The following is a 13,476-nucleotide window of genomic DNA, read 5'->3' on the forward strand; positions in this document are numbered from 1 at the left end:
ATTGATCTCCACAGCTAACATCACCATGCAGTTCGGCCCCAAGCCGCTGTTCGAGAACGTTTCGGTCAAATTCAACAACGGCAATCGTTATGGCCTCATCGGTGCCAACGGCTGTGGCAAATCCACCTTCATGAAAATCCTGGGTGGCGATCTGGACCCGTCCGGTGGCCAGGTGATGCTCGAGCCGAACGTTCGTCTGGGTAAACTGCGTCAGGATCAGTTCGCCTACGAGCAGTTCAGCGTGATCGACACCGTCATCATGGGCCACGAGGAGCTGTGGAAGGTCAAGGCCGAGCGCGACCGTATCTACTCACTGCCGGAAATGACCGAAGACGACGGCATGGCTGTGGCGGAGCTGGAAACCGAATTCGCCGAGATGGACGGCTACACCGCCGAATCCCGCGCTGGCGAGCTGCTGCTGGGCCTGGGTATTCCGCTGGAACAGCATTTCGGCCCGATGAGCGAAGTCGCGCCAGGCTGGAAACTGCGCGTGCTGCTGGCCCAGGCGCTGTTCTCCGATCCTGAAGTGCTGTTGCTCGACGAACCGACCAACCACCTGGACATCAACACCATTCGCTGGCTGGAAACCATTCTCACGGCGCGTAACAGCACCATGATTATCATTTCCCACGACCGTCACTTCCTGAACAGCGTCTGCACCCACATGGCTGACCTGGACTATGGCGAGCTGCGCCTGTTCCCGGGCAACTACGATGAGTACATGACCGCCGCGACCCAGTCCCGCGAGCAGTTGCTGTCGGACAACGCCAAGAAGAAAGCCCAGATCGCCGAGCTGCAGACCTTCGTCAGCCGCTTCTCGGCCAACGCCTCGAAAGCCAAGCAGGCCACTTCCCGCGCCAAGCAGATCGACAAGATCCAGTTGGCCGAGGTCAAGCCATCGAGCCGCGTCAGCCCGTTCATCCGTTTCGAACAGACCAAAAAGCTGCACCGCCAGGCCGTGACCATCGAGCACATGTCCAAAGGCTTCGACGGCAAGACCCTGTTCAAGAACTTCAGCTTCACCGTTGAAGCCGGCGAGCGCGTGGCGATCATCGGCCCGAACGGTATCGGCAAGACTACCCTGCTGCGCACGCTGATGGGCGAACTGGCCCCGGATGCGGGCGCCGTGAAGTGGACCGAGAGCGCGGAGCTGGGCTACTACGCTCAGGACCACGCCCACGACTTCGAAGACGACGTCACTCTGTTCGACTGGATGGGTCAGTGGACTTCGGGCGAGCAAGTGATCCGTGGCACCCTGGGTCGCATGCTGTTCTCCAACGATGAAATTCTGAAATCGGTCAAGGTCATTTCCGGTGGTGAGCAGGGCCGCATGCTGTTCGGCAAGCTGATCCTGCAGAAGCCGAACGTGCTGGTGATGGACGAACCGACCAACCACCTGGACATGGAATCCATCGAGGCGCTGAACCTGGCGCTGGAAAACTACCCGGGCACGCTGATCTTCGTCAGCCACGACCGCGAGTTCGTATCGTCCCTGGCCACCCGCATCATCGAGTTGAGCGCCGACGGCGTGACCGACTTCAGCGGCACCTACGACGATTACCTGCGCAGCCAGGGTGTGGTTTTCTAAACCACGCTCCGCGGTAATCCCGAAGCCCCGTCCCGTGACGGGGCTTTTTATTGGCCAATCGCGCGTCCTGGCGTGAACGTATGGATCAATGATTGCGCCAACAAATGTCGGTTTAAATCGTTAGCCTGCTTTCATTTCCGCTCGCCTCGGGTAATGATGATGCACCACTCCCACCGCTCCAGCGAAGAGTCCTATGTCCGCCGCCTTGCCGCCCGATACCCCCGTCCGCAACGCCAGTTCAACGGCGATTACCCTGCAGATCGTCTCCATCGTCTTCTATACCTTCATCGCATTCCTGTGCATCGGCCTGCCCATCGCGGTGATGCCGGGCTACGTGCATGACCAATTGGGGTTCAGCGCGGTGGTCGCCGGGCTGGTCATCGGTGCGCAGTACCTGGCGACGTTGCTCAGCCGACCTTTCGCCGGCGGCATCTGCGACAACATCGGCACCAAGCGCGCCATCGTCTACGGCCTCACAGGCATCGCGATCAGTGGCGCGCTGACGGTGGTGGCCATCCTGCTGCAAAGCCTTGCCAGCATCAGCCTGACGATCCTGATCATCGCCCGATTGATCCTCGGTGCGTCCCAGGGACTGATCGGCGTCGGCACCATCAGTTGGTGCATCGGCCTGGTCGGCGCAGAACACACGGCGCGCTCGATTTCCTGGAACGGCATCGCCTCCTACGGCGCCATCGCCATTGGCGCACCGCTGGGCGTGCTGATGGTCGATGCCCTGGGGTTCGTCAGTCTGGGGCTGGTGTTGGCGGCGCTCGCCATGGGCGCCCTGCTGCTGATCCGCAACAAGCCGCCGGTGCCAGTGGTGCGCGGCGACCGCATGCCGTTCTGGTCCGTGTTCGGGCGCGTGGCGCCTTACGGGCTGAGCCTTACGCTGTCATCCATCGGCTACGGCACCCTGACCACATTCATCACCCTGTTCTACGTCAGCCGCGGCTGGCAAGGCGCTGCCTGGTGCCTGACGGTGTTCGGCGTGTGCTTCATCGTCGCCCGGCTGTTTTTCATCAACGCCATCAACCGTTTCGGCGGCTACCGCTCGGCCATCGTCTGCATGTCGGTTGAAACCGTGGGCCTGGTGCTGCTGTGGCTGGCGCCCAATACCCTGGTGGCGCTGATCGGTGCGGGATTTGCCGGTTTTGGCCTGTCGCTGGTGTACCCGGCGATCGGTGTCGAGGCGATCAAACAGGTGCCCAACAGCAGCCGGGGCGCGGGCCTGGGCGCCTATGCGGTGTTCTTCGACCTGGCGCTGGCGGTTTCCGGCCCGCTGATGGGCGCGATTGCGCTGGGCATGGGTTATGGCTGGATCTTTTTCTTCGCCGCGCTCCTGTCGGTGCTGGCACTGGCCCTGACGCTGTTGCTGTCACGCCGGCCGGCAGTCGATACGCGGTTATAAGCGCAGCCAGGCGCGGGGCAAAAAAGCCTGAACTGCCGCGCCTGCCTCCGGTCGGACCTATTACACCCCAGTAGCTCACCGAACAGGAGCGTGCGTGTGATTCCCGACCCGGATGGCATGGGTGCCACCCCTTCGCAACTGGCTGGCATGCCCGACGTTCACCGTTTGCGCGTGCTGACGGTCAATACCCACAAGGGTTTTACCGCGCTGAACCGGCGCTTCATTCTGCCGGAACTGCGCGAAGCGGTGCGCAGTACGGGCGCCGACCTGGTGTTCTTGCAAGAAGTGCTGGGCGGCCATGATCGCCACGCCGCCCGCTACCATGACTGGCCGATGACCTCGCAATACGAGTTTCTCGCCGACAGCATGTGGAGCGACTTTGCCTATGGCCGCAATGCGGTGTACCCCGACGGCCATCACGGCAATGCATTGCTGTCCAAATACCCCATCCTGCAATACCGCAATCTCGACGTCTCGATCACCGGCCCCGAACGCCGCGGCCTGTTGCACTGCGTGTTGCAGGTGCCGGGGCATGAGGAAGTCCATGCGATCTGCGTGCACTTGAGCCTGCTGGAAAGCCACCGCCAATTGCAGCTGGATTTGCTGTGCGCCCTGCTCGATTCTCTGCCCGAACATGCGCCGGTGGTGATTGCCGGTGACTTCAATGACTGGCAACTACAGGGCAACAAGCGGCTGGCGCGCTGCACCTACCTGCACGAGGCCTTCGAGCGCAGCCACGGGCGGCTGGCGAAGACTTATCCAGCGCGTTTCCCCCTGCTGCGTCTGGACCGGATCTACCTGCGCAATGCCACCAGCCACAATCCGAAGATTCTCGGCACGCGCCCCTGGACGCACCTGTCCGACCACCTGCCGCTGGCGGTCGAAGTGCACATGTAGCGCCGCCATGGAGCCATGCGGCCATCATCCGTTTGTCAGGTAAGCGGCCAATTGTTTAAACCAACCTTGCTGTACTTCATCCCACATTATGCGAGCCACATGACTCGCACTTCTCATAACAAGAGGTACGCAATCATGGCTAACACCGGAAAATCGAACCCTGGCAACTTCCAGAACGACCGCGAAAAAGCCAGCGATGCTGGCAAGAAAGGCGGCCAGGCTTCGGGCGGCAGCAACGTCGCCAACGACCGGCAGAAAGCAACCGACGCAAACCGTCCTGATGCCAACAAAAAAGGCGGTTCGATGCCACAAGGCGGCGCAGGCCGCAAATCCTGATTTATTGAAAGTCAGAGAGACGAGCGAGGGCGAAAGCTCTCGCTCTTTTTTTGGCTGCAATCAAGTCGGGTGGTCAGGATCGATCAAGGGCACGGTGGCATCGCGGTCGAACTGGGAGCCTGGGTCTTCGTTGCCGGGGTCGTTATCGACGTCCACCTCAATCTCTTCTTCAGTCTGAACAGCGCCGTGGGGCTTGGGTTTGGGGACGTTGGTGTGAGTTTGCATGGCCGTTCCTCATCATTTCTTGTGAATGGAGCTTAGCTGGCGCTGACCGTCCAGTGGATCGCGTCTTCAGGGAATTGATACTGCTCGACCCGATGGGCGATCCCGCAAGCCAGCGAATCTTCTGCCCGAATGACCTTTTCCTCTGCCGACAGGCACTTGCCGATATCCACCGGGTGCGCCGCACCTTCGGTTTCACTCAGGTAGATATTCACGTAGCGCTGCAGGTCATTATCGAGGCTGCGCAGGTATTCGCGAATCCGCGAGTGGTCCACCGAGCTCTGGTTGAAGTACCAGCTCATGGGGTGGATCAGGAATCGCGAATGGGGGCAGACGATCCGCTCATGGGCGGCCAGGTAAATGACAATGCCCATGGATTCGATATTGCCGCTGTTGAGCGCGCGGATCGGCACCTTCAGGGATTTCAGAAAGTTGTACAGCGTGAACCCCAGCGCCGTGCTGCCGCCTGCCGTGGACAGGTTCAACAGCAGCCCCGTGGCGCCCTTGCCGATGGCCTCGAGGCAGCGGTCGCGCAATTGCTCGGTGCTGGCCTGATCGACCCCGCAATGAAAGTGAACGATGTGCTCGGTCATCAACTGCCCTCCGCTGCCGGATAACGATGCCTGGTCAAAGGTTGGAAGCGTCCCGGCCCATGAAAGTTGCATCCACACCCTGTAGGAGCCCGCTTGCCCGCGACAGCGGTGCAACAGTCACCGCTGATGTGTCTGAAAGATCGCTATCGCGGGCAAGCGCGCTCCTACGGCCGAACTCCTGCTTCACTGAGGGATCAGTTAAGAATCCGCATCCCCACACTCCATGACACCAGACAGGACACTCATATGAGTCTGCACGACAAGATCATCGGCCATCTGGGCTTCGGCTCTGCCCCACTGGGCAACATGTTTCGCACCATCAGCGAAGAAGAAGCCGCCGCCACCGTGCAGTCGGCATGGGATCAGGGCATTCGCTACTTCGACACCGCGCCGATCTACGGTGCAGGCCTCTCCGAACAGCGCCTGGGCCAGGCGCTGGCCAGCCAGCCTCGTGACCAGTACACCCTCAGCACCAAGGTCGGGCGCCTGGTGTCCGATGAGCTGGACGACAGCCCCCGCAGCGGCCCGTTCAGCGAAGGCCTGAAGAACAGGATAGTCACCGACTACTCCGCCGACGCGACCATGCGTTCGATTGCCGCGAGCCTGGAGCGCCTGAACACCGACCGCCTGGACATCGTGTTCGTCCACGACGTCGCCCAGGATGCCCACGGTGACGAATGGATCGAGCACTTTAATATCGCCCGCAAAGGCGCCTTCAGGACCCTGACCCGGTTGCGCGAGGAAGGCGTCATCAAGGCCTGGGGCCTGGGCGTCAACCGCGTCGAACCTTGCGAGCTGACCCTGGACTTGAGTGAAGCACAGCCTGACGGTTTTTTGCTGGCCGGACGCTACTCTCTGCTGGACCACGACCAACCACTGCAACGCCTGTTCAACAAGGCCCGCGAACACAACGCTGAATTCGTCGTGGGCGGGCCTTACAGCTCGGGCGTGCTGGTGGGCGGCCAGCATTTCGAGTACCAGCTGGCGCCAGCGGCGATGCTGGACAAGGTGGCGCACATCCAGGAAATCGCCCGGCAATATCAGGTGGATATCAAGGCGGCGGCGTTGCAGTTCGCGCTGGCCAATCCGCTGGTCGCGGCGGTGATCCCGGGCGCCAGCCGCCCTTCGCGGATCACCGAGGATGTGACGGCCTTACACGCGCAGGTGCCGGACGGGTTCTGGCAGGCCATGCGCGATCAGGGCTTCATCGCGGCGCAAGCGCCGGTGCCGATGAAGGATTGACCTTCCCAAATCTTATCCGTAGCAGCCCGGCCGGGCGGCGCTCCGCTTGCCGGCGGGGGCGTCCTCCAAATCGCCCCCGCCGGCAAGCCGTGCTGCTACGGGGGGCATGTGATACCGACCATCTGTAACATCCCCGTTGACTCATCTGGCATTTCGGTTAGTCTCTCCAGCGCACTGTATACAAAAACAAATACAAATAGCGCCGGAGATTGTTGAACATGCCAGTAGACAACACCCTGGATCCAGCCCTTGCCGCCCGTGCCTCCACCGCCGATCACCCGGCTCTGAGCCCCCGCCTTCACAACCACGACCTCGCGCCTCGACGCGCCGAAGGCAGAACATGGGGTGGATACAGTATCTTTGCCCTTTGGACCAATGATGTACACAATCTCGCCAACTACTCCTTCGCCATCGGCCTCTATGCCTTGGGCCTGGGCGGCTGGCAGATCATGTTGTCGCTGGCCATCGGTGCAGCCTTCGTCTACCTGTGCATGAACCTCACCGGCGACATGGGCGTGAAGACCGGCGTGCCGTTTCCGGTCATCAGCCGGGTCAGTTTCGGTATCTTCGGTGCGCAGATTCCGGCCTTGATCCGGGCGGTCATCGCCATCGCCTGGTTCGGAATTCAGACTTATCTGGCGTCGGTGGTGCTGCGGGTGCTGCTCACCGCACTGGACCCGGCACTGGACAGCTACGATCACGACTCGCTGTTAGGGCTCTCAACCCTTGGTTGGGTGTGTTTCATCAGCATCTGGCTGGTGCAGTTCGTGATTCTGGCCTACGGCATGGAGATGGTCCGTAAATATGAAGCCTTCGCCGGGCCCGTGATTCTGCTGACCGTCGCCAGCCTGGCGGTGTGGATGTTCACCCAGGCCAACGGCCAGATTGCCTGGTCGAACAAGACGCCGCTGGAGGGGCTGTCGATGTGGCGCAGCATCTTCGCTGGCAGTGCGTTGTGGCTGGCGATCTACGGCACGCTGATTCTGAATTTCTGTGACTTCTCCCGCTCCGCGCCCTGCAAGAAAACCATCCGCAAGGGCAATTTCTGGGGCTTGCCGGTGAACGTGCTGCTGTTCGCCTTCATCACCGTGATCATTTGCGGCGCACAGTTCTCCATCAACGGCCAGATCATCGAAAGCCCCACCGACATCATCAAGACCATCCCCAATACCTTCTTTCTGGTACTGGGCTGCCTGGCCTTCCTGATCGTCACGGTGGCGGTGAACATCATGGCCAACTTCGTCGCACCGGCCTTCGTCATCAGTAGCCTGGCGCCGCGCTACCTGACTTTCCGCCGCGCAGGGATGCTCAGCGCCACAGTCGCGGTGCTGATACTGCCGTGGAATCTCTACAACAGCCCGGTGGTGATCGTGTATTTTCTGTCGGGCCTGGGCGCCCTGCTCGGCCCGCTGTACGGCGTGATCACCGCCGACTACTGGCTGCTGCGCAAGGGCCGTGTGGATGTGCCGCAGCTGTACACGGAAGATCCGGCCGGGCCGTATCACTATTCACGCGGGGTCAACCTGCGCGCGGTCTGGGCGTTCATTCCCGCCGCGATCATTTCGACCATCACGGCGCTGATGCCGGCCTTCGAATCGGTTTCGCCGTTTTCCTGGCTGATGGGCGCCGCCATCGGCGCGGCGTTGTACCTGCTGCTGGCCGACCGGCGCCAACGCTTCAAGGACGTCAGTGGCGAGGCCATTGCCGTGCAAGACATCAAGCATTGATTGCAAGCGAGAGAGTTCACCCATGCGTATTTTGATCGTCAACGTCAACACCACTCAGTCGATGACCCAGACCATCGCCGAGCAGGCGCGCAGTGTCGCCTCCCCCGGCACCGAGATCGTCGGCCTGACCCCGCGCTTCGGTGCGGAGTCGGTCGAGGGCAACTTCGAGAGCTACCTGGCGGCCATTGCGGTGATGGACCGAGTGATGTCCTACGACCAGCCATTCGATGCGGTGATTCAGGCAGGCTACGGCGAACATGGCCGCGAGGGTTTGCAGGAACTGCTGGAGGTGCCGGTGGTGGACATCACCGAAGCCGCTGCGAGCCTTGCGATGCTGTTGGGCCACAAGTACTCGGTGGTGACGACACTGGATCGTGCAGTGCCGCTGATTGAAGACCGGCTGAAGCTGGCCGGGGTCTACGAGCGCTGTGCGTCGGTGCGGGCCAGTGGCATGAGTGTGCTGGAGCTTGAAGAGATGCCGGGGCGCGCCATCGAAGCCATCGTCGAGCAGGCCGCCCATGCCGTGACCCACGACAAGGCCGAGGTGATTTGCCTGGGTTGTGGCGGCATGGCCGGGCTGGACCAGATGATTCGTGATCGCGCCGGTGTGCCGGTGGTCGATGGCGTGACCGCGGCGGTGGCGTTGGCCGAATCGTTGGTGCGTTTGGGTTTGAAGACGTCCAAGGTGCGCACCTACGCCACGCCGCGTCCGAAGAAGGTGATTGGCTGGCCGTTGTTGCCGTGATCACTTGCCCGTAGCAGCACGGCCGGGCGGCGTTCCGCTTGCCGGCGTCGGCGATCTTGCGGGCGTCCCGCGGGCAAGCCCGGCTGCTACGGAACCGCGGTGGCTGCAAGAATCGCGACATGCACCTTACCCGTAGCAGCACGGCTTGCCGGCGGGAGCGATCTTGAGGACGCCGACGCCGGCAAGCCGGACTGCTACGGTGGCCGCGAGAATCGGGGCGGGCGCAATGCCTGTAAATCGTTTAGTATCCCCGCCGCCGGTTTCCACTCGGAATTAATAGGGAATCCGCGAACCTGGCCGGTCGATGAGGCCAGGCTCAAACGGAACTGTCCCCGCAACTGTAGGCGCTGAGCCCTGCTTCACGATTGCCACTGGGTATCCCCGGGAAGGCCGGAGCATGGCGACGATGCGCCAGTCAGGAGACCTGCCGGCAAGCGTCAATCATTCACCGGCGGGGTGTCCGGGAAGGACTCCCGTGTGCGCGGCTTTCCATTCGCGCCTGCACCGCATCGGGATGTGCTTTCCAGTGCCAGTTCGTCGACCATCAGGCTTACTGGAGATCGCCTTTCATGTCGTTGCGCCGCCTCGCCCTTCTGTTCACCGGCCTTTCGCTGTCCAGCGCTGCCCTCGCCGCGCCCACGCATTACCCGCTGACGATCGACAACTGCGGCGTACCGCTGACCTTCGCCCACGCCCCGCAGAAAGCCGTGACCATCGGCCAGGCCGCCACCGAGATGCTCTATTCCCTGGGCTTGAGCCAGCAGGTGGTTGGCACTTCGCTGTGGTTCAATCAGGTGCTGGCGCAGTATCAGGACGCCAACAGCAGGATCGAGCGCCTGGCCGACAACGCCCCCAGTTTCGAATCGGTGATCGGCAAACGCCCGGACTTCGTGCCGGTGCAGTTCGAGTGGATGGTCGGCCCTCAAGGCGCGGTCGGCACGCGCCAGCAGTTTGCGGACTTGAAAATCCCGACCTACATCCTGCCGTCCGACTGCGAGGGCAAGGACAACCTGGTCGGCGCCGATGGCACGCGCCTGCAAGCGTTCAACATCGATACGCTGTACAAGAGCATCGCCCAACAGGCCGAGATCTTTGACGTCCAGGACCGTGGCCAGGCGTTGATCGCCGAGTACAAGGCGCGTCTGGGCAAGGCGGTTGAGCAGGCCAAAAACCATGACAGCAAGAACGCCTCGGCGGTGTTCTGGTTCTCCAGCCCCGACCTCAATGCCGCGCCTTTCGTGGCCGGGCGCAAAGGCATTCCGAATTTCATGCTCGATACCCTGGGCATGCGCAACATTGTCGAGTCGGATGAAGAATGGCCCACCGTTGGCTGGGAAACCATCGCCAAGGCCAACCCGACGATTCTGGTCATCGCCTGCATGGACCGCCGTCGCTTCCCGGCGGACGATCACGAGAAAAAACTGGCGTTCCTCAGATCCGACCCCGTCACCCGCAACATGGACGCGGTGAAGAACAACCGCATCGTCATCATGGACGCCAGCGCCATGGAGTCCAGCGTGCGCTTGTTCGACGGCATCGAACAGCTTGCCAAGGCCACCGAAGGCCAATGAGTCAATTGAATATCGGCCGCGCGTTGGGCCACTGCCTGTGGGTCAGCGGCGCGCTATTGCTGGCGGTGATCGCCGGGGTGGCCATTGGCGAAACCTCGATCAGCCTGCCGGTGATCTTCCAGGTGCTGGCCAACAAGCTGTGGGCGGCAGGTTACGTGTTGGACCCTATCGATGAAGGAATTGTCTGGAACTACCGCCTCACCCGCGCCATCGTTGCGGCGGCGTGCGGCGCAGGGCTGGCCATTTCCGGCGTGGTGCTGCAATCACTGCTGCGCAATGCGCTGGCCGATCCGTACCTGCTGGGCATCTCGGCGGGCGCCTCCACGGGCGCCGTGCTGGTGACGCTGATAGGCCTGGGTGCCGGGGCCATTTCATTGTCCACCGGTGCCTTCGCCGGGGCCATTGCGGCGTTCGCACTGGTCGCCCTGCTCGCCCGCTCCTCCCGGGGAGAATCGGCTGCCAACCAGATCATCCTTGCCGGCATCGCAGGTTCGCAGCTGTTCAACGCCCTGACTTCGTTTCTGATCACCAAGTCGGCCAATGCCGAACAGGCGCGGGGCATCATGTTCTGGCAGCTGGGCAACCTCAGCGGCGTGCGCTGGTCATCGGTGATGTTGGCCGTGCCCGTGGTGTTGCTCGGCTTGCTGGTGTGCCTGTGGCACCGCCGGGCGCTGGATGCCTTCACGTTCGGCAGCGACTCGGCCGCCTCGCTGGGCATTCCGGTGCGCCGCGTGCAGGCCATCCTGATCGCCACTGCGGCGCTGGTGACGGCTGTGATGGTGTCGATTGTCGGCTCCATCGGTTTCGTCGGGCTGGTCATCCCTCATGCGGTGCGGATGATCGCTGGCGTGCGCCATGCGCGCCTGCTGCCCTTGAGCGCCTTGAGTGGCGCACTGTTTCTGATCGCCGCTGACGTGTTGTCGCGCACGCTGATCAAAGGCCAGGTGCTGCCCATTGGCGTGATCACTGCGCTGGTGGGCGCGCCGGTGTTTGCCCTGATCCTGATTCGCGGGAATCGCACACGATGAATGCCCTGACCGAAAACACTGCCACCGTGCTGGGTGGCACCGACTTGGGTTACGTCATCAAGGGCGCGCAGTTGCTCGACGGCGTGACCCTCGGCATTCGTGCGGGCGAGAACCTCGGCATCGTGGGGCCCAACGGTTCGGGCAAATCGACGCTGATCCGGCTGCTGGCGGGGATTCTCACGCCCACGTCCGGCGAGGTTCGGCTGGGTGATCAGCGTCTGGCCGCCCTCAAGCGACGGGACATCGCTCAGCGCCTGGCCGTGGTCGAGCAGCATGCCGAAACCAGCGATTCCATCAGCCTGTTGCAGGCGGTGGAACTGGGGCGCACGCCGTGGCTGTCTGCGCTGGCGCCGTGGAGCGATGAAGACCGGCAGATCGTCAGCCAGGCCATCGCCGATGTGAACCTTGCACACCTGGCCCACCGCGCCTGGCACACCCTCTCAGGCGGCGAGCGCCAACGGGCGCACATTGCCCGGGCACTGGCCCAGCGGCCGCAGATTCTGCTGCTGGATGAGCCGACCAACCATCTGGATATCCAGCAGCAACTGTCGATCCTGTCGCTGGTGCATCGCTTGCCGGTGACCACGGTCATTGCGCTGCACGACCTGAATCAGGCGCTGGCCTGTGATAGCCTGGCGGTAATGGATGGCGGGCGGCTGGTGGCGCTGGGTTCGCCTTTCGAGGTCCTGTCGCCTGAGCGCCTGCATACAACCTTTGGCGTGCACGGACACTGGCTGACCGATCCGTTCGACGGCGCACGGATTCTGCGCCTGCGGCCTCTCTAGCCGCTACCACCGCTGAAACACCTATCCATGACTCAAGATTCCCGCCCCTTTGCCGATAGCGGCATACCATCAGACGGATTTGCTTCAGCCATCGCACTGTCCTGATCGACCCGCTGCCCTGCAGCCCATTTCTACGCGTGAATCCAAAAACAATCAGGAGCGCCGATGAACATCAAACAGAAACTCACCTGGGCTTTTGCGGTAATCGCCTGCCTGCCGATCATCCTCGTTGCAACCATCGTTATCGTTAACCTGCGCAGCGATGCCCAGAGTGACTTCGTCGACGGCAGCAGCCGGGAAATCCGCCAGGTGGCCAACGCCATGCAGCTGTTCTTCGACGGCATCCGCCAGAACGTCGACTACCTGGCCGCCCACCCGACGGTTACCGGCGCAGGTGACGGCGTGAAAAGCTACATGAGCGCCGATGCGCCGAACATCGCCCAGACCGAGCCGGACCATCAGTTGTACAACCTGTTCGAGAGCCTGGCCAAGAGCCATCCGGACTACTCCTACGTGTCATACGGCCTGGCCAACGGCAGCTACGCGTTCTGGCCCGGCGATCCGAAAATGGCCAGCTACGATCCGCGCCAGCGCCCCTGGTACAAGACCGCCCAGGCCAACCCGGGCAAAACCCTGCGCACCGAAGCCTACTATTGGGCGGGCGACGACGCGGTACTGGTCAGCACCGTGCGCGCGGTCAACAACACCCTGGGCAGCAACGGTGGCGTGGTCAACATCGACGTGTCCCTCAAGCAGCTGACCAGCATCGTCAAGCAGATCAAGCTGGGCGAAACCGGCTACCTGATGCTGATGGAAAACAACGGCACGGTACTGGTGGACCCGAAACAACCCGAACACAACTTCAAGAAGCTGGCGGACCTGGGCGATGGCTTTACCCAACTGGCCAAGGCCGGTCCCGGGCTGACCGAAGTGAGCATCAATGGCGAGCACTTCATGGCCAACGTGTTCCCGTCCGAGCAACTGGGCTGGAGCTTCATCGGCCTGATCAAGCAGGAAGAAGTCATGGCCTCGGCCACTCGCCTGACCTGGCTGATCGCCGGGATCGCCGCCGTGCTGGCGGTTATCTTCGCCGTGGTCGGCGCCAGCTTCGCGACGTTGATCGTGCGCCCGATTCGCGGCGTGGCCAGCGGCCTGGAAGGCATTGCCCAGGGTGAAGGCGATTTGACCAAGAGCCTGTCGGTGCGCGGCAAGGATGAAACCGCGCAACTGGCCAACTGGTTCAACCAGTTCCTGGCGGCGATTCGCGGGCTGATCCAGCACATCGGCCATGCGGCCACCAAGATTCTCGACAGCTCCACCAGCTCGACCCGGGT

The 13,476-nt window shown here is 62.3% G+C and carries 12 protein-coding genes, 1 pseudogene and 1 riboswitch; of the genes and pseudogenes, 11 read left to right on the plus strand and 2 right to left on the minus strand.

Annotated elements, in window-relative coordinates:
• Nucleotide 1 precedes the first annotated feature (1 nt).
• The 4 genes from ACIPOO_RS11940 (at nucleotide 2) to ACIPOO_RS11955 (ending at nucleotide 4,229) form a co-directional block, all read left to right on the plus strand.
• On the plus strand, nucleotides 2-1,588 hold the full coding sequence (locus tag ACIPOO_RS11940) for an ABC-F family ATPase (RefSeq protein ID WP_274134643.1): 1,587 nt from the start codon (nucleotides 2-4) through the stop codon (nucleotides 1,586-1,588).
• Nucleotides 1,589-1,781: 193 nt separating this feature from the next.
• Nucleotides 1,782-2,996 (plus strand): MFS transporter, encoded by a 1,215-nt coding sequence (locus ACIPOO_RS11945; protein ID WP_274134644.1) that lies wholly within the window; start codon nucleotides 1,782-1,784, stop codon nucleotides 2,994-2,996.
• A 117-nt stretch (nucleotides 2,997-3,113) separates the two neighbouring features.
• A complete protein-coding gene (locus ACIPOO_RS11950) occupies nucleotides 3,114-3,893 on the plus strand; it encodes an endonuclease/exonuclease/phosphatase family protein (protein WP_274134714.1) in 780 nt (259 codons plus the stop codon).
• A 135-nt stretch (nucleotides 3,894-4,028) separates the two neighbouring features.
• Entirely contained in the window at nucleotides 4,029-4,229 is a 201-nt protein-coding gene (locus ACIPOO_RS11955) for a general stress protein (protein WP_400607006.1), read from the plus strand.
• A 60-nt stretch (nucleotides 4,230-4,289) separates the two neighbouring features.
• Here the strand turns inward: ACIPOO_RS11955 and ACIPOO_RS11960 are convergent, their stop codons facing one another.
• Entirely contained in the window at nucleotides 4,290-4,454 is a 165-nt protein-coding gene (locus tag ACIPOO_RS11960) for a hypothetical protein (protein ID WP_400607008.1), read from the minus strand.
• 32 nt (nucleotides 4,455-4,486) lie between these two features.
• The gene (locus ACIPOO_RS11965; RefSeq protein WP_400607010.1) at nucleotides 4,487-5,044 is read right to left on the minus strand and encodes an ATP-dependent Clp protease proteolytic subunit; all 558 of its coding nucleotides are present in this window, start codon (nucleotides 5,042-5,044) and stop codon (nucleotides 4,487-4,489) included.
• Nucleotides 5,045-5,290: 246 nt separating this feature from the next.
• Here ACIPOO_RS11965 and ACIPOO_RS11970 point away from each other — a divergent pair, with 246 nt between their 5' ends.
• The 7 genes and pseudogenes from ACIPOO_RS11970 to ACIPOO_RS12000 all read left to right on the plus strand — a co-directional run.
• Complete coding sequence (locus tag ACIPOO_RS11970; RefSeq protein ID WP_400607012.1) at nucleotides 5,291-6,286, plus strand: aldo/keto reductase; 996 nt, start codon at nucleotides 5,291-5,293, stop codon at nucleotides 6,284-6,286.
• 218 nt (nucleotides 6,287-6,504) lie between these two features.
• On the plus strand, nucleotides 6,505-8,013 hold the full coding sequence (locus ACIPOO_RS11975; protein ID WP_400607014.1) for an NCS1 family nucleobase:cation symporter-1: 1,509 nt from the start codon (nucleotides 6,505-6,507) through the stop codon (nucleotides 8,011-8,013).
• Nucleotides 8,014-8,035: 22 nt separating this feature from the next.
• A complete protein-coding gene (locus ACIPOO_RS11980) occupies nucleotides 8,036-8,758 on the plus strand; it encodes an aspartate/glutamate racemase family protein (RefSeq protein WP_274134650.1) in 723 nt (240 codons plus the stop codon).
• A gap of 240 nt (nucleotides 8,759-8,998) precedes the next feature.
• Nucleotides 8,999-9,205, plus strand: a riboswitch (cobalamin riboswitch).
• A 122-nt stretch (nucleotides 9,206-9,327) separates the two neighbouring features.
• On the plus strand, nucleotides 9,328-10,329 hold the full coding sequence (locus ACIPOO_RS11985; RefSeq protein WP_400607016.1) for an ABC transporter substrate-binding protein: 1,002 nt from the start codon (nucleotides 9,328-9,330) through the stop codon (nucleotides 10,327-10,329).
• Nucleotides 10,326-11,357: a FecCD family ABC transporter permease gene (locus ACIPOO_RS11990; RefSeq protein WP_400607018.1), complete on the plus strand. Its 1,032-nt coding sequence runs from the start codon at nucleotides 10,326-10,328 to the stop codon at nucleotides 11,355-11,357. Before ACIPOO_RS11985 ends, ACIPOO_RS11990 begins: the two co-directional genes overlap by 4 nt.
• On the plus strand, nucleotides 11,354-12,142 hold the full coding sequence (locus ACIPOO_RS11995) for an ABC transporter ATP-binding protein (RefSeq protein WP_400607021.1): 789 nt from the start codon (nucleotides 11,354-11,356) through the stop codon (nucleotides 12,140-12,142). The genes ACIPOO_RS11990 and ACIPOO_RS11995 overlap by 4 nt, the downstream gene beginning before the upstream one ends.
• Nucleotides 12,143-12,307: 165 nt before the next feature.
• Nucleotides 12,308-13,396: pseudogene (locus ACIPOO_RS12000) on the plus strand (cache domain-containing protein); the annotation flags it as partial.
• Nucleotides 13,397-13,476 lie beyond the last annotated feature (80 nt).

It is taken from the genome of Pseudomonas sp. NPDC090201 (genome assembly GCF_044746825.1).
Lineage (GTDB): Bacteria > Pseudomonadota > Gammaproteobacteria > Pseudomonadales > Pseudomonadaceae > Aquipseudomonas > Aquipseudomonas putida_AD.